This window comes from Gordonia asplenii (assembly GCF_012933505.1).
Lineage (GTDB): Bacteria > Actinomycetota > Actinomycetes > Mycobacteriales > Mycobacteriaceae > Gordonia > Gordonia asplenii.
Window position 1 is genome coordinate 70,110 of sequence record NZ_JABBNB010000015.1, and the last position, 16,284, is coordinate 86,393.

Below are 16,284 nucleotides of genomic sequence, written 5' to 3' on the forward strand. Positions count from 1 at the left end.
TCAGCCCACTCCGGGAACCGGAATGCCGGGGATGAGCGGCGGAATGGTCTTCGCGCCCGGATCGACCGGCAGATCTTCGGGATTGGTGCTCTTGGTCGTGGTGGTCGGCGACGGCGTCGTCGTGGTGGAGTCGTCGGTCGTCGTGTCGTCGGTGCTGGTGGTCGACGTCGAGGTACGCGTGTGCCGGGTCGTCGTCGACGTCGGGGTATCCGAGGTGGTCGTCATCGTCGTCGGGATCACCGAGGTGCCGATCGTGGTGGTGGTCGACGGCCCGGCCGGCGTGGACGAGTCCTGATTGGCGAGCCAATAGCCGATGAGGCCGAGTGCGGCGAGCAGCAGCAGCACCGCGACCGCGGCGAGAGCCTTCTGGCCGCCGGTCCAGCCGCTGTTGGGCGCCGGCGTCGGCTTCGACGGCGGACGCGGCGTCGTCGGCGGCCGAGTGGGAGGAGGTGTGGACGTCCCGGTCATCGCCCGCGTGGCCGACCGTGGGGCGACCGCAGCCGCGCCGGCCACGACGGCGGTGGTACCTGCGCCGCCGCCCGCTGTGACGGGACGTGGTGGGCGTCGACCGGCACGCACCGCTGCGACGGCGTTCGCGAACTCGCCGCCGTCGGCGTAGCGCTGCTTGGGCTCCTTGGCCAGGGTGATCTCGATGAGTTCACGCACCCCCGACGGCAGGTTCGCCGGCAGCGGCGGCGGTGTCTCCCGGATGTGCTTCATCGCGACGGTGATCGCGCCGTCGCCGAGGAACGGTCGACGACCCGTCAGCGCCTCGTACCCGACGACGCCGAGCGAGTACACGTCCGATGCCGCGGTGGCTTCGTCGCCGGAGGCCTGCTCGGGCGAGATGTACTGGGCGGTGCCCATCACCATGCCGGTCTGGGTGACCGGCGCGGCGTCGACCGCCTTGGCGATGCCGAAGTCGGTGATCTTGACCTGGCCGGTCGGGGTGATCAGGATGTTTCCGGGTTTGACGTCGCGGTGCACGTAGCCCTGCTCGTGTGCGGCCTGCAGGGCACGGCCGGTCTGCTCGAGCATGTCGAGGGTGTTGTTCAGCGACAGGCGGCCCATGCGGGAGATCACCGAGTTCAACGGCTCGCCGTCGACGAGTTCCATCACCAGGTAGGCCAGTGCGTCGCCGCCGCCGCGGTCGGGCGTTTCGCCGTAGTCGAAGACGCCCGCGATGCCCGGGTTGTTGAGGCTCGCGGTCGTCTGAGCCTCGGTTCGGAACCGCGCGGTGAACTCCGGGTCGTTGGAGTACTCGGCCTTGAGAACCTTCACCGCCACCCGGCGATTGAGCCGGGTGTCCAGCCCTTCCCACACCTGACCCATGCCGCCCGTTGCGATCAAGCGCATCAGTCGGTAGCGGTCGGCGATTATCGTGCCACTCTGAAGCGTCATCCGTTACCTCCTCCGACTAGTGCGTTTATGACTGCTCGCCCGATGGGCGCTGCGATGGCGCCGCCGGTCGAGGCGTTGCCGAGTTGCCCGTTCTCCACTATCACTGCCACCGCGATTTTCGCATTAGCCGACGGTCCGAATGCGATGTACCACGAATAGGGCGTCTGACCAGCGCACGACGCCGCCTCGCAGTGTTCGGCGGTGCCCGTCTTGGATGCGATCGGAATCGATCCGCCGGAGCCGGCCGTGTGCTGTTCGGAGTCGATCATCAACTGCGTCAGCGTGGCCGCCTCGGTGGACGTAATGGGTTCGTTGATGGTCGTCGGCTGTGTGGTGTAAAGCGTCCGCAAGTCCGGTGCCTGCAGTTTCTCCACCAGATAGGGCTGCATCCGCACGCCGCCGTTGGCGACGGTCGCGGCGATGATCGCATTCTGCAGAGGGCTCATCACCACGCTTGCCTGCCCGATCGACGCCTGACCGAGAGTCGCGAGTCCGGGGATGTCGCCGGTCTGCGACGTTGCGCGGACCGGAATCGGGATTCCCGGCTGCGACTGGTTCATGCCGAATTTGGTCGCCATGTCGATCAGCGCGGACGTCGCATTGCTCATCTTGTGGATCGTGAGATCCGCGAACGCCGTATTGCACGAATACTGGAACGCCTGAGTCAGCGAGACGGTTCCGCCCGACGAGTCGGGGCACGTCTCCCCGGCGTAGTTGGTCATCGGTTCGGGCGAGTCGGGCAGCTGCAGCGTCGGCGACGCGGTGAGCCGGATGTCGGTGTGGATGCCCGCACGCAGTGCTGCCGCCGTCGTCACCACCTTGAACGTCGAGCCCGGCGGATACCGCTGATCGATCGCCCGATTCAGCATCGGTTGGTCGTTGGAGTTGTTCCACCGGGTCCATGCGCTTTCGCGGACGTTCTGATCGTGGCTGGCGAGCATGTTCGGGTCGTAGCTCGGCGCCGACGCCAACGCCAAGATGCGGCCGGTCGACGGCTCGATCGCCACCACCGACCCGCGGCATCCGCCGTCGCAGCCGTTGCGCAACGCGTTGTAGGCGACTTGCTGCAACTTGGGGTTGATGGTGGTCACGACGTTTCCGCCGCGCGGATCGCGGCCGGAGAACATGTCGAGGAAGCGCTGGCCGAATAGTCGGTCATCGCTGCCGTTGAGGATCGGGTCCTGGTTCTTCTCAATGCGTTCGCTGGCGAACTGATACGAGAAATAGCCGGTGACCGGCGCGAATGCGGCTGCGCTGCGGTTGGGGTAGACCCGCAGGAACTTGAACCGGTCGTTGGTGGCGACGGAGTTGGCGATCACCATGCTGCCCGCCGTGATCAGGCCGCGCTGGCGAGAGTATTCGTCGATCAGCACGCGGCTGTTGCGGCTGTCGTTCTTGAGCGTGTCGGCCTTGAACACCTGAACGTAGGTCGCGTTGCCGATGAGGATGACCGCCATCACGACGACGACCATCGCGAGCCGTTGGATCTGCTTGTTCATCGGCCCCGCCTCGGCGCCTGGTTGACGACCCGGGTGGGCAGGTCGTCGACCGCTGGGGTGGGCTTGCGTTTGACCGGATCGGGTTCGCGGGCCGCATTCGATATCCGGACGAGCAGCGCGACGAGGATGTAGTTCGCCAACAGCGACGATCCGCCGTAGGACATGAACGGTGTGGTGATGCCGGTCAGCGGAATCAGCTTGGTGACGCCGCCGACGACGACGAAGACCTGCATCGCCATGCTGAAAGCGAGCCCGGTGGCGAGGAGCTTGCCGAAGCTGTCGCGAACGGTGAGTCCGACGCGCAGACTGCGCACCACGAAGACCAGGTACAGGCAGATCACGGCGGCCAAGCCGAACAGTCCGAGTTCCTCGCCGATCGACGCGACGATGAAGTCGGTGTTGGCGAACGGGACGAGATTGGGGCGCCCGGATCCCAGTCCGGTCCCGAACAGACCGCCGGTGGCCAGGCCGAAGAGACTCTGGGCCACCTGATAGCCGGTATTGGCGTAGTCGGCGAACGGGTCCTGCCACACGTGCACGCGCACCTGCAGGTGGGGGAACAACTGGTAGGCGGCGGTGGCGCCGACGACGAACAGCGTCAGGCCGATGATCACCCAGCCTATTCGGCCGGTCGCCGCGTACAGCAGCGCCAGGATGGTGCCGAAGATCAGCAGCGGTTCACCGAGGTCGTTCTGCACGGCGAAGATGGCCAGGGTGACACCCCAGGCGACCAGCAGCGGCCCCAGATCGCGTAGCCGCGGCAGGTCGACGCCCATGAAGTGTTTGCCCGCGGTAGTGAACAGATCGCGTTTCTTCACCAGCAGCGCGGCGGTGAAGATGACCAGCAGGATCTTTGCGAATTCACCGGGCTGGATATTGAAGAACGGGGTCCGGATCCAGTTCTTCGAGCCGTTGATCTCCGACATCGACGCCGGCAGCAGTGCCGGAATGGCGAGGAAGACCACACCGACGAGACCGAGGGTGTAGCCGTAGCGCGACAATGTCCGATGATCGCGGATGAAGATCAGGACCGCGGCGAATACGACGATGCCCAGGCCCGCCCACAGCAGCTGCTGGTCGGCGTTGTGGGTCGCCTCGCTCGCGGCGTCCATCGACTCGTCGGTACGTGCGGTACCGAGGTCGAGTCGGTGGACGATCACCAGACCCAGCCCGTTGAGCACCGCGATCAGCGGCAGCAACAGCGGATCCGCATACGGCGCATAGCGTCGAATCACGAAATGCGCGCACCCGAACAGCGCGACGTAACCGGCAACGTACTTCGCGAGATCCCAGGTGATGGTCTGTTCCTGGGCGGCTTCGACGATCAGCAATGCGACGGTGACCAGGCCGATCGCGAAACCCAGCAACACCAGTTCGGTACGACGTTCAGTGCGTTTGGGTTCGGTGCGGGGCGCTGCCGTCGGACCGGAGGTCGGGGCCGAGGGAGCTTGAGTCATGACGACGACTTTCGGCAGCCACGGTTCTCGCCGGTGGGCGACGTTTCCGGAGCGCGCGTCGGAGCGGCCGTGAGGGTCGACGTCGGGGCCGGCGCGGGTGCCGGGTTACCCGTCGGTGCCGGTCCGGGCGCGATCGTCTGCCCGGGCTGGGTCTGGCCGGGCGCGGGAACCGGAGCGGTCGTCGTCTGCTCGGCGCACAGTGGCAGCAGCGTCAGGTCGCGTACTTTCTGCTGGGCGTCGGGCAGCGAGAAGTTCTTGATGGCCCCGGATTGGATGGCGCCGCGACTGACCTCGTCGAGGACGCTCACCGGCAGTCCGGTGCACGGTCCTTCCGAGTTCACGTCGACGAACGACAGCTTGGGCGTGTCGTCGGTGAGGTCGCTGGCGCAGACGCGCTGGTAGGGCGAGCCGAGCGACACGAAGAGAATGCTGTCCGGAGTGCCCTGGAAGAGCACGACGTCGCCGTTCTGCTCGCCGACGTAGTAGTTGCTGTTGATCTTCGACCGGGTGATCAGCAGCGCGGCCACGATCACGGCGATCACCGCGACGACCGCGCCCACGATCAGCCAGATCCGCCACGGGGAACGCGTCGGAGTCTCCGGTTCGGGTTCGGTGATGGTCGGACGTTGCGGAGGCGCCGCCGGCGGGCGTAGCGCAGCGGCGCGCCCGGCCGCCGTCGACGGATTGGGGACGTAGCCTTCCTGATCGTCGCCGCCTGCGGCACCCCCGACGATGGGTCGGGAGTCGCCGAGCTCGTCGGCGACGACGTCGGCGACGACGACGGTGACGTTGTCGGGTCCACCGCCGCGCAGGGCCAGCTCGATGAGCCGGTCCGCGCAGGCGCGATGGTCGGAGATGGAGCCGATGGTCTCCGACAGCGTCTCTTCGCTGACGACGTCGGACAGTCCGTCGCTGCACAGCACGTATCGATCGCCGACGCGGGCCTCACGCATCGTCAGCGTCGGCTCGACTTCGGTGCCGGTCAGAGCGCGCATGATCAGCGATCGCTGGGGGTGGGTGTGCGCCTGCTCGGGGGTGATGCGGCCCTCGTCGACGAGGGTCTGCACAAAGGTGTCGTCGCGGGTGATCTGGGTGAGTTGACCATCTCGGTATAGGTAGCCGCGGGAGTCGCCGACGTGGCACAGGCCGATTCGCGGCCCGGCGAAGAGGATCGCGGTGAGGGTGGTGCCCATTCCGTCGAGCTCGGGTGAGCGCTCCACCTGAGCGGCGATCGCGGCGTTGCCTTCGGCGGTGGCGCGGGACAGCTTGTCGAGGAGGTTGCCGCCGGGTTCGTCGTCGTCGAGGGTGCGCAGCGCACCGATGACGAGCTGACTCGCGACTTCACCGGCGGCGTGACCGCCCATGCCGTCGGCGATGGCGAGCAGGCGGGCGCCCGCATACACCGAGTCTTCGTTGTTGGATCGCACCAAGCCGCGATCACTGCGCGCGATGTAGCGCAGAACGAGGGTCACGGGCGTAACTCAATCACGGTCTTGCCGATGCGGACCGGGGTATTGATCGGAACGCGTACAGCTGTGGTCACTTTGGCACGGTCGAGGTAGGTGCCGTTGGTGGAGCCGAGGTCTTCGACGTACCAGTCGTCGCCGCGGCGGGACAGCCGCGCATGACGCTCGGAGGCGTAGTCGTCGGTCAGAACCAGCGTCGAATCGTCGGCGCGGCCGAGAAGTACCGGTTGCTCGCCCAGGGTGATCCGCGTGTTTGCCAACGCACCGTGGGTCACCACGAGATAACGGGCCGAACCCTTCCCGGAGCTCTTGCGATCGCGACGTGCAGCGCTGGTCAGCCCGGACAGGCGGCCGCCCAGGCCGATGTCGGAGCGGACGGCGCGAATCACTGCGAACACGAACAGCCACAGGAGCACGAGGAACCCGATTCGGGTCAACTGCAGCACAATGCCCTGCATGACTGGCGTTCACCTCCCGCCGCTTATCGGCTAACTCAGCGTCGGACCCCTTCGGGGCGACGGTCACAGGAAAAGATGGAGGCCGCGGCAGCGCGGTCTCGAATGAATCCTATTGGGAAAGAATCTGATCCCATCGGAGCGCCATGTGACAGTTCGGTATCGACTTGCTGGGAGTCAGTCGAATCGCCGACGACGCATGGAGCCCTTGACTATCCGAAACGAACCGAAATGTCGGAGTGGCCGACGCGGATGCGGTCGCCGTCGTGCAGTTCCCAGCTGCTGACGGTCACATCGTTGACGGTGGTGCCGTTGGTGGAGTTGAGGTCGGTGAGCATCGCGGTGCTGCCGTCCCAGCGGATCTCGACGTGACGTCGAGAGACGCCGGTGTCGGGGAGGCGGAACTGCGCGTCCTGGCCTCGGCCGATCACATTGGAGCCCTCGTGGAGTGAGAAGGTGCGGTTGCTGCCGTCCTCGAGGAGCAGCGTGATCGACGACGGCGCGTAGCCCTGCTGGCCGTAACCGCCCTGGTAGCCGCCTTGCTGGCCATACCCCTGCTGGCCGTATCCGCCCTGCTGACCGTAGCCCTGCTGGTCGTACCCGCCCTGGTCATAGCCTTGCTGGTAACCCTGCTGGTCGTAGCCGCGTTGGTCGTAGCCTTGCTGGTAGCCCTGCTGGTCGTATCCGCGCTGATCGTAGTTCTGTTGGTCGTATCCGCGCTGGTCGTATCCGCCGCCCTGCTGATTACCGCCCTGCTGGTAGCCCGGCTGCTGGCCGTAACCCTGCTCGTAGTGAGCCTGGTCGTCGTAGCCGCCCTGCTGGTAGCCACCCTGGTCGTATCCGCCCTGCTGGTAGCCGGCATCCCCGCCGGGGCGACGGTCGTATGGGGGATTCTGGGACATGTGAGGGGCTCCTACCTGTGCGTTTTCGCCTTGTGGGTTCTGCGGTTGCGCCTGACGGATCGGACGCGGTCTGGCATCGGGATTGACAGTGCCACTGGCGTGGAACTTCCCGGTGTGCTGGTTCGCTTCTTCGAACTCTACGACTACGGCGCCATACGTCTGCCAACCATTGTCGCTTATGAAGTTTTCCAGATGTTTGGAGAAGGTCTTGCGATTCAGTTCATATTCTTCGGTGACGTGCTGAAAATCGGACGGACTCAACAGCAGGGTGTAGCTGTTCGCCGCGAGGATCGCGCCGTCACCGAGGTCTTCGAGGGAGTCCTCGGCCGCCTGACACAGCTTCTGCTCAATCTCCTGGGGCTCGACTTTCCCGCCGAACACCCGGGCGAAGCTGCCGTCGACGGCGTTCTCCAGCTTCCGTTCGAAGCGGCGTAGGCTCTTCACCGGGCACCTCCCTTCAGTGCGTAGATATTCTCGGCGTGTCGGTGCGACCCCGGATCGATGTTCGATGATACCGAAGAGCACCGCCGCAAGTCGGGTCGCGGGCGGTGCCGTCCAGCGGATTTACGTTTTGCGCGCGCACCGTGCTAACGTCTTCGAGTCCTTAGCGGACAGCTCACCGACTGCGGTGGCCACGGGCGAGTGGCGGAATGGCAGACGCGCTGGCTTCAGGTGCCAGTGTCCTTCGGGACGTGGGGGTTCAAGTCCCCCTTCGCCCACAGCGAGCAGTTCAGCTCAGAACATGAGGTCAGGTTGCGAAATGCGGCCTGACCTTTTGTTGTGGGTGACTCTTTCGGTTGACTTGGAAATATGCTTTGGGCATTGATTCCCTGCTCAAGTCGCATGTGGTGCGCTTTGCGGACAGCGCCGACCGAACGGGATTTTCTAGCCTGTTGCGGGCGAGGTCAACCCGGTCACCAGATAGTCAGCTAAGGGCGCCGCAAAGTCGATCTGGTGTCCGATCCGATTTGTCCGAATCACCGACGTACGCGTCATGTAGCACGATCCGACGCTCGACGATGTCGAGGGACTGGCGACTGGCTCGCGATCTCATCAAGGCCGGAGATTTACCGAGTGCGCTCGGTCAGCGCGACGTCCTCGTCGCGCACCAGCTTGCCGGGACCGGGGAAGGAGGCTGGCCCGACCGCTGCCGGCACCTTCGTGCCCGTAATATCCGGTTCTGTTCTTCGGTGTTTCGGAGGACTTTCAGCCTGCAAGTCAGACAGGCTCTCGGGAGACGGCGACCGCCGAGTCAGATACTTCTCGATCACTGCACCTGAACGCTTCCGGCCCGCAGGCACGGGGGTCGGGCACGCCAAGTAATTACGTGTCTCCCAACCACGTCGACGGGCACCTTCGTGGACGATTCGACCCATGCGCACGGAAACGTAAGCATGTGCTACGGCAGGTTCATCACTCGTGGTGGCGTCGTGGTGGCGATCGTCTGGTCCGACACGCTGTCGTATGTGATGAGGCAGGAACTCGATGCCAGAGCCATCCAGCACTTCTCGCTGGGCAACATCTCAACGAACCAGGCATAGGACATCGGCGGCAACTTCCAATGGAACCAGCGGAAGACCGAACTCGGGTCCGACTCATGGATCAGCGGCCCGGACACCGTAGAGATGAATCCCTTCGATGTCGGTGACGTCCAGATCGAGGCGTACTATCCGTCGCCGAGTGAGGGCACGTATCATCTCACGCACGATCATGTAACGGTACACATCGTGGAAGGACCAAGCCTGGGAGCCACGTTGACGGCGCATCCCAATTGCGGATGCCCGACTTTCAATGTCCGGCCATCAGTAGTGGTCAACGTCATTTCTAGTCACATCCGCATCTCGGGGGAGATAAAAGAAAGGCCGTACCATCGCTATCACACTGGAAGACACGTTGGCCGCCGTCAGTCTTCTACTCAACGCCGAATCGTGTTCACGCGTCTCCGGCACTGCCGAATACAAGTCTTGGGGCAAGAGTGAGCTGATCGGACCGCCGAAACGTGTCAACACCGTGGAGTTTGTTGTCGACAACCAACTTGGCAGTTGGTCCGAAGACGCCGTCGGGTACGGCGAAGGGCGTCGTTACTCGAAGGACACCGGGCAAGAGTACGTCGATAATGGCGGCGAAGTAATTGAGTACCTCGCCGGAATTTCGAATTGGCCACTCCTCATCAAGATGTTGAGGCCGAGCAGATTCGAAATCTGGGGACGGATCGGAGACAAGTGGCGACCTAAAGGTGCGGAGTCCGTTGATCACGGATATCTTCTGCACCTGAACCGTGACACATCGCCGGCAACCGCCGAATTGTTCATCGATACCACGTTTTCGTTACCTACTAGGTGGACCGAGATTCACCCTCCCGGTCCCACCGTCGGAGCGAAGAGGGAGGTCGAGATCAAAGGCTTGCATATCCCCCCTGAGTGGAAGCGACTCACGGGAATGGACATGTCCGAGAAAGGTGAAGACCTAATATCTTCTATGGTCAAAGACAAGAAAGACGACGGACTTGCCTTCTGAGTTAGTGTCGAATTCGGTCGGACGGTGCGCGACATAGAAGACATAGAAGACATAGAACGAAGACGGGATATGCCACGACGTTTTGGGGGTCTCGACGCGAATAGGAGCGGGAACCTGGCTATTGCGCCGCGCCCTGGTAGTAGTCGTTCAGCTGCCTCACCCGAAACGGGCTGGATGAGACGAAACGATGAGCAGCTGTCGGGACTCGGCGACCCGCGAGTGTCGTTGAGGACGACGAGATCGACACCGACCGTGTAATCGCGGCGGTTACCTGAGACTGCGGCACCGGGAGCGAGTAGGGACGGCGTGGCGGTCACGGTCGGCATGAGTGCTGATGGGCGCTTCCCCGATGATCCAGAACGGCATGCGGCTGAGTTGGTGTTCGGCGAATCGGGGCAATAACTCTCACTTCTCAGCGCCCAGTCTTCGAGTGGGAATCTCAGAACGTGTCGCCGCCGCGGGATCCGATCGGTGTTGTCGTCGACACGCTGATCGTCGGTCAGCTGGAATTGCTAGTTCGATCGGCGGGGCGAGTAGCAGATACTCGCGGCTTCGCCGGAAACTGGCGGTTCGCCGTCGCGAACGGATTGTGGGGGAGGCGCGCGCTGTCGGACGTCGAAGCTCGTTGGGGTGGAAGCGGCACGACGTATAGCAAGAACGTATACACGCGGGCGGCCGAGGCGTCCTGCGACGACATCAGTCGATCACCTCGTCGGGTCGTTGAGTATTTAGTGGCACCGCTTCTGCGGGGTCTCGATGCTCACGAACGCTGGTCCGACTACTTCGACTCGTGACCAGCGCCCGGTGCTGGTTCACCCTGTGGGAGGAAGTCTGAGATCGAGGTGGTGATGTTGTTGGCGATCCAGTCGCGAAGGCCGGTGAGTGTCGTTCCGACGGTATCGGAGTGATGTCCGTCGGGGGTGAATAGTCGTGGTTCGTCGATGCTGAGTTCGGCGAGCATATCGGTGGCCAATTGGTAGGTGGCTCGGGCGATGCTCGGGTAGTCGCGGGTGGCGCCGAGCGGGACGGTGACGGTTAATGGGGTGAGATGGCCGGCGGCCAGGGACTCGTCGTTTCCGTAGTAGCCATAGCCTGGGCCGGGATCGGTGTTGGGGACGCACATGCCCGCCGATGAGCGGGCGGGGTGAAGTTGGGCGATCACTTCGAGTTCGCCGGTGGCGTCGGTGTCGAGGGCGTGATCGACGAGTAGTGCCAGGCTGGTGAACATTGCCCATTCCATGCGGTCGGACGACACCCAGACCGTCGCAGCGCCACCCTGAGCGGAGACATTGGCTTCGGAGCGGACGGCTTGGCCGATGTAGCCGTTGCCGGTGTGGCCGAGTTCGATGTGTAGGTTGTCGCCTGCGGTCGCCGCGCCGCGCCAGCCGTGTGAGGTGAAGATGGTGCGGCGCACCGCGGTCGACGGCGTGTCGAGCAATGGGGATGACATCCTGGGTGCCAAGGCCGGTCGGTTGGCCTGCCATGTCTTGAGGAAGGTCTGTTCGGCGAGGCGGGCGTCCGGCCCGGGTGGCCGGGCGCCGGGTTGGGTGGGGGCGCAGGCGACGGTGAGCCACCAGTCGTCGGTTCTGCGTTGCCGGGCAACCCCTTCGGCGTGGACGGTGCGGGCGCGGGTGGCGACGTCGACGCGAGCTGCGAAGCGGTCGCGGTAGCGGGTGGCGAGTTCGGCTTCATGGAGCCAGCGGGTGGTGGTGGCGTCGCGGACGGGGAAGGCGGGCTGCTTCTCGGATCCCTGTTCGATGGCGTGGGGTGCGCTCGGGCTGCGGGGCACTACAATGGCCGCGAATCGGCGGCCGGTGTTGTTGTCGGGGATGTCGAGGACGCTGATGTGTAGGTAGGGGCGGATGCGGGCAGAGCAGGCGGTGCGGATCTGGCGGTGAAGGTCGTCGAAGTCGTCTGTAAACGGGATTGCGGCGCAGGCGCGGGCGGCATCGTCTTCGTCGACGCCGAGCACGATGATTCCGCCGAGGTGGTTGGCGAGGGCGGCGACGTCCTTGGCGATCTCGTCGCCTTTGCCGGAGGGGTAGGGGCTGCGTTTCCAGTCGAGTTGTTCGTCCTCGGTGATGCGGTTGTCGATCGCTCGGCGGATCGCCTCGGCGTCGAGTCGGGTGATGGGAGTTCCGAGGAGGTCTGAGAGGCGCGCGAAGGTCGGCATCTGACCAATTGTCACCGATCGTGGATCCGGCGAGAGTGTGGCTGGGCGGCGTCGCCTTGCAGTGGGCCGATGGTGCTGTACAGGAGCAGGCGCTCGGTGGCAGGAGCATGACTCGGCCAGAAATGCGGGCAGGGAACGTTTGGTGCCTCCGGCTATCGAGGGGACCTGCCACTCCTCCGCAGCTGCTCGATTTTCCGCGGTTACGTTCCCTCCGAGATGACGTAAATCTGATGGGAATCAACACCTACGCGCGCAACGATCACCTGCTTCCCACTTCCAACGAGGTCACCCGTACCTTTCCCGTCGTTGCGAATCACCATCAGCGGAGTTAATCCTGCACAGTGCAGACCCATCTTCGACACCAGCGCATATCTGGATAGTTCGCTACCGCAGTTTGTCTGCAGAACTGGCCCGAACTCACGACTGGAATTCATCTCAGCTAGCACACGCAAGTCCACTTTCCTCGGCTGATCATATCGGAGGTAATAGGCGAATCTCCCCGAGAATGGAGGTGCAACGGAATATCCTGCAGTAAACCGATATTGCTCAAGGAGAACAACCCTAATTGACAACAAAGCCTGATCAGCCTGGGGCGTTTCAATCACGCGCGCTGTACGATCTCGCTCAAATGAATCGCTACAACCGATCAACGAAAGTGACGACGCAATAGCCAAGATACACATTACGGGTGAAAGTCGAGATCGCTTCATCTATTCACAATACAACCGGCGACCACCGACTTCAGTCTGCATGTTCCCACCTGCCCACGCCAGCTAGCAAGCGCGATCGGCTATCGAATCCCGCCAGGCCGCTCGCAGCGACAGCATCAACGTCTGCCATGCACCGGCCGCCGCAGAGAAGCGGAGGCATTCGCCTACTTTGCAGCACCGATCTCGATGGGGCAACGGTCCGAAAATTCTGGAGGCCGCCCGGCGCCGACGGCGCCGACAGCGTCGCGCAGACTCAGTACCCGCCGATGTCCCCTCAGACACGAACCGGCTCGGACTAGGCTCAGCGCGCCGGCGTCTTTTCGCACGCGCACACGTGGCTACGCCGACGATCCGCTAGACTGAATGGTCTAGATGCACTGCTCGACAGGAGGTTCTGCCGTGACCACGGACGCTCGCGCCGAGATGTCGCACCGGGACCGGTTGCTGCGGTCGGGGGCCGCACTCTTCTACGAGGCTGGTTTTCATGGCACCGCGGTCGATGCCGTCTTGGCCGACGCGGGCGTCCCGAAGGGGTCCTTCTACCATCACTTCGGGTCCAAGGAGGCGTTCGGCTTCGCCGCGCTCGACCGCTACGACGAGTTTCAGCGGGGCATTCTGACCCGCTGGGCCGAACGCGACGACCTCACCGTGCCTGAACGGCTCCGCGCCTATCATGCGGAACTCGCTGAACGGTTCGTGTCGTCGGGCTGGAACCGGTCGTGCTTGGTCGGCAAACTCTCCAACGAACTCGCCTCGAGTTCCGAGTCCTACCGAGTGCGACTGGCGCAGAGCCTCGCCGAATGGCGCGAGTCGCTTCGAGAGTTGCTTGCCGCCGGGCAGGCGCGCGACGAGGTTCGCCAGGACATGCCCGCCGAGGAATTGGCAGACGCGGTATTGGCAATGGTTCAAGGGACGTTCGTGGCGGCGCTGGCGTTGCGCGACCAGTCGTTTCTCGACGCCTCCACACGTGAGATCGAACGAATACTGTTGCCGAAGAACGCCTCTCGCGAGTTTGCATACGATTCGACGCCGCTGTCTCCACCGTCGGAGCCCGAGCCGCCGGTCGCCAGCAGGCGTCGAACGCACCGAGACAGGTTGTTGGACAAAGGGATTGAGCTGCTCTTCGAACGCGGCTATCACGGCATGACGGTCGACGCGCTATTGGCCGCCGCCCAGGTCCCGAAGGGATCCTTCTACCACCATTTCGGGTCGAAAGAGGCGTTCACTCTCGCCGTGCTCGACAATTACGACGATTTTCATCGAAAGACCTTGGCCGCGTGGGTGTCTGGGCACGACGAGTTGCCCACAGCTCTGCGTCTGCGTGGCTACTATGATGAGTTGGTTGCGATCTTCGTTGCTTCCGGTTTCCGACGCAGTGACCTGGCCGGCAAGTTGGCGACCGAGGTCGCGACCACGTCGGAACCTCTCCGCAGTACCTTGGCGACATTGATCCGCCAATGGCGTAGCCAGTTGGAGGTCGTGCTCGCCGAAGGGCGCCTACGCGGTGATGTGCGCGCCGACGTCAGCGTCGAAGATCAAAGTGCCGCACTGCTTTCGCTCATCAATGGTGCGTTCGTCGTCAGCTCGTCGACGCGAGACACCGTCGCACTCGACTCCGTGGCGGACGCCATCGTCGCAGTGGTGACACCGTGACGACGGCATCGGCTGGGAAGGGCACGAGCAGGTTGAGCCTGGGTTCGCCGATCAACGCGGGGTGATCCGACTGTGCAGCTTGTTGAACGACGGTGGCTGGCCGGGGATCGTGTCGAACGCCGTGGATTGAGCGAGCGTGGCGAGTTGAAGTGGCGCCGGCTGGGGATCGTGTCGGTAATCCCGTGGATTGAGCAGGCGTAGCGAGTCGAAATCACGGTGGCGCAACGGATTTCGACAAGTTTGTGGTGGCGAGCAGTGCGCGCGCCGTCGGCTGAACTGTCGTATGTGCTCGGTGGATGCGCGACTGGAGGAGATCGCTGCGCTCAGCCTCTTCCGCTGGTTGAGCCGGGCCGGAGCGCAAGCGTAGGCCCGTGTCGAAACCTCGCAACCAAGATGCCCCGACGCAACCAAACAGGTTGAGACAGGCCAGAATTTGCCTCGCCAAGGGTTTCGACTCGCTGCGCTCGCTCAACCAGCGGGGAAGGTTCGCCGTTGTAAGTCGGCGGGGGGAAGTTCCGCCGTTGTAAGTCGGCGGGGGAAGGTTCGCCGTTGTAAGTCGGCGGGGGAAGGTTCGCCGTTGTAAGTCGGCGGGGGAAGGTTCGCCGTTGTAAGTCGGCGGGGGAAGGTTCGCCGTTGTAAGTCGGCGGGGGAAGGTCGCCGTTGGAAGTCGGCGGAGGAGGGCAGCGGCGTAACTCGTTGCCCTTGGCTGCTCCCTTCACTTCGACTGACGCTAGACTATTGAGTCTAGACCAAATAGTCAAAGACTCTTGACCTATCGGTCTAGACGATTTAGTCTAGCCTCAAGTCGCCGACGCGACGTCAGCGACGGTCCGCCAATTTTATTGTCCTACAGGTGATTTGGTCAGTCGTGCAGATGCGGGTAGTACGGGAAAGGTCGCCTGAATCATCAGCGATCGATCACCCACGTCGACCCGTGCTCCCTCGTGGCCCGTGACATCGCGTGGTCAGAAGAGGCCCTTAATTCCCAACCAGTTTCAACCGATGGAGGTAAGAAATGTCCACGATCGATCAGCTGCGGGTCGCAGTTGAGGAACGAGATCTGGAGGCACTCGACGCACTCTTCGCCGACGACGCGCGAGTGTTCAGCCCGATGAAATTCTCCCCGTTCACCGGCCGCCCGGTAATCAAAACCCTGTTCGGAGTGCTGTTGACGAAGGTCTTCGACGACTTCCGGTACGTCGGCGAGCTCGCGGGCACCTGCGAGATGGCCGACGGCGAGCGCGCGCCGACGCATGCGTTGGTGCTGAGGGCGTCGGTCGGGGAGCGTCAGATTCACGGCATCGACCTGGTGCAACTGAACGAGCAAGGCTTGATCGAAGAGTTCACCATCATGTTGCGGCCCAGAAGCGGGCTGGATGCGGTCGCCGAGCGAGTCAACGCTGGCCTGATCGAGTTGGGAGTGCTTGCCCCGCGGTAGCCGACCGGAAGCAAGTCCCAAGTCAAACAAGTCCCCAGTCAAGCAATCCCCAAGTCAAACAAATCACCACCACCACAACGGAATTGGAGAAGACAATGCCGAATATCGATGTGTTCATCCCGGAGGGCGCGCTGAGCCCGCAATCCGAACAGTCGCTGATCGCCGACCTGACCACCATCGTGCTGCGCCACGAAGGAGCCGACCCCGACAACGAATTCGTTCAGTCGATCGCCTGGGTGGCAGTCCATCGGCCGCAGGTGTACGTGGCCGGGCGGCCGGCCGACGCGCCCCGCTACCGGATCTACGCGGCAGCCCCGGAAGGGCAGTTCACGCCCGAACGACGACAGGCGTTGGTCGCCGACGTCACCACTGCGGTGCTCGACGCCGAGGGCGGCGCATACCCGCGCGACCCGCAACGCGTCTGGGTGTTCACGCCGTCGGTTCCCGAGGGCACGTGGGGTGCGGGAGGCACCGTCGTACATCTCGCCGACCTGCTGACGCTCACCGTCGGTGATCCGGTGGTGGGTCGCAAACTCGCGGACAAGGCGCTGGCGCGCAGTCGGGCGGAGCGGTGAGCGTTGCGGCGGTGTGACGACCCGGCGTCGGCTGACCC

The 16,284-nt window shown here is 63.8% G+C and carries 12 protein-coding genes and 1 tRNA gene; 6 read left to right on the forward strand and 7 right to left on the reverse strand.

Annotated features, from left to right (window positions below):
• From HH308_RS15530 to HH308_RS15555, 6 genes are all read right to left on the reverse strand, one after another.
• Complete coding sequence (locus tag HH308_RS15530; protein WP_170195129.1) at nucleotides 1-1,401, reverse strand: serine/threonine-protein kinase; 1,401 nt, start codon at nucleotides 1,399-1,401, stop codon at nucleotides 1-3.
• Nucleotides 1,398-2,900 (reverse strand): penicillin-binding transpeptidase domain-containing protein, encoded by a 1,503-nt coding sequence (locus HH308_RS15535; RefSeq protein WP_170195130.1) that lies wholly within the window; start codon nucleotides 2,898-2,900, stop codon nucleotides 1,398-1,400. Before HH308_RS15535 ends, HH308_RS15530 begins: the two co-directional genes overlap by 4 nt.
• Nucleotides 2,897-4,357, reverse strand: a complete 1,461-nt coding sequence (locus HH308_RS15540; protein ID WP_170195131.1) for an FtsW/RodA/SpoVE family cell cycle protein — start codon at nucleotides 4,355-4,357, stop codon at nucleotides 2,897-2,899. Before HH308_RS15540 ends, HH308_RS15535 begins: the two co-directional genes overlap by 4 nt.
• Nucleotides 4,354-5,829 (reverse strand): protein phosphatase 2C domain-containing protein, encoded by a 1,476-nt coding sequence (locus HH308_RS15545; RefSeq protein ID WP_170195132.1) that lies wholly within the window; start codon nucleotides 5,827-5,829, stop codon nucleotides 4,354-4,356. The genes HH308_RS15540 and HH308_RS15545 overlap by 4 nt, the downstream gene beginning before the upstream one ends.
• Nucleotides 5,826-6,281: an FHA domain-containing protein FhaB/FipA gene (locus tag HH308_RS15550; RefSeq protein ID WP_170195133.1), complete on the reverse strand. Its 456-nt coding sequence runs from the start codon at nucleotides 6,279-6,281 to the stop codon at nucleotides 5,826-5,828. The genes HH308_RS15545 and HH308_RS15550 overlap by 4 nt, the downstream gene beginning before the upstream one ends.
• A gap of 209 nt (nucleotides 6,282-6,490) precedes the next feature.
• Nucleotides 6,491-7,624, reverse strand: a complete 1,134-nt coding sequence (locus HH308_RS15555; RefSeq protein ID WP_170195134.1) for an FHA domain-containing protein — start codon at nucleotides 7,622-7,624, stop codon at nucleotides 6,491-6,493.
• Between the two features lie 192 nt (nucleotides 7,625-7,816).
• On the opposite strand from HH308_RS15555, the gene HH308_RS15560 reads away from it, so the two are divergent.
• From HH308_RS15560 to HH308_RS15570, 3 genes are all read left to right on the forward strand, one after another.
• Nucleotides 7,817-7,899, forward strand: a tRNA-Leu gene (locus HH308_RS15560).
• Nucleotides 7,900-8,574: 675 nt separating this feature from the next.
• On the forward strand, nucleotides 8,575-8,721 hold the full coding sequence (locus HH308_RS29560; protein ID WP_211188532.1) for a hypothetical protein: 147 nt from the start codon (nucleotides 8,575-8,577) through the stop codon (nucleotides 8,719-8,721).
• A gap of 352 nt (nucleotides 8,722-9,073) precedes the next feature.
• A complete protein-coding gene (locus HH308_RS15570) occupies nucleotides 9,074-9,697 on the forward strand; it encodes a hypothetical protein (RefSeq protein WP_170195136.1) in 624 nt (207 codons plus the stop codon).
• A gap of 778 nt (nucleotides 9,698-10,475) precedes the next feature.
• Here HH308_RS15570 and HH308_RS15575 read toward each other — a convergent pair.
• Entirely contained in the window at nucleotides 10,476-11,870 is a 1,395-nt protein-coding gene (locus HH308_RS15575) for an AlbA family DNA-binding domain-containing protein (RefSeq protein ID WP_170195137.1), read from the reverse strand.
• A 1,109-nt stretch (nucleotides 11,871-12,979) separates the two neighbouring features.
• Between HH308_RS15575 and HH308_RS29820 the strand changes: the two genes are divergently transcribed.
• The 3 genes from HH308_RS29820 (at nucleotide 12,980) to HH308_RS15590 (ending at nucleotide 16,246) form a co-directional block, all read left to right on the forward strand.
• Nucleotides 12,980-14,233, forward strand: a complete 1,254-nt coding sequence (locus tag HH308_RS29820; protein ID WP_312870620.1) for a TetR/AcrR family transcriptional regulator — start codon at nucleotides 12,980-12,982, stop codon at nucleotides 14,231-14,233.
• A gap of 1,015 nt (nucleotides 14,234-15,248) precedes the next feature.
• Entirely contained in the window at nucleotides 15,249-15,671 is a 423-nt protein-coding gene (locus tag HH308_RS15585; RefSeq protein WP_170195138.1) for a nuclear transport factor 2 family protein, read from the forward strand.
• A gap of 95 nt (nucleotides 15,672-15,766) precedes the next feature.
• Nucleotides 15,767-16,246: a tautomerase family protein gene (locus HH308_RS15590; RefSeq protein ID WP_170195139.1), complete on the forward strand. Its 480-nt coding sequence runs from the start codon at nucleotides 15,767-15,769 to the stop codon at nucleotides 16,244-16,246.
• Nucleotides 16,247-16,284: the final 38 nt, after the last annotated feature.

Coding starts and splice junctions, on each gene's coding strand:
- HH308_RS15530 (WP_170195129.1), bottom strand. CDS start 1,401: ATGACGCTTCAGAGTGGCACGATAATCGCCGACCGCTACCGACTGATG.
- HH308_RS15535 (WP_170195130.1), bottom strand. CDS start 2,900: ATGAACAAGCAGATCCAACGGCTCGCGATGGTCGTCGTCGTGATGGCG.
- HH308_RS15590 (WP_170195139.1), top strand. CDS start 15,767: ATGCCGAATATCGATGTGTTCATCCCGGAGGGCGCGCTGAGCCCGCAA.
- HH308_RS15575 (WP_170195137.1), bottom strand. CDS start 11,870: ATGCCGACCTTCGCGCGCCTCTCAGACCTCCTCGGAACTCCCATCACC.
- HH308_RS15585 (WP_170195138.1), top strand. CDS start 15,249: ATGTCCACGATCGATCAGCTGCGGGTCGCAGTTGAGGAACGAGATCTG.
- HH308_RS15550 (WP_170195133.1), bottom strand. CDS start 6,281: ATGCAGGGCATTGTGCTGCAGTTGACCCGAATCGGGTTCCTCGTGCTC.
- HH308_RS15540 (WP_170195131.1), bottom strand. CDS start 4,357: ATGACTCAAGCTCCCTCGGCCCCGACCTCCGGTCCGACGGCAGCGCCC.
- HH308_RS29560 (WP_211188532.1), top strand. CDS start 8,575: ATGTGCTACGGCAGGTTCATCACTCGTGGTGGCGTCGTGGTGGCGATC.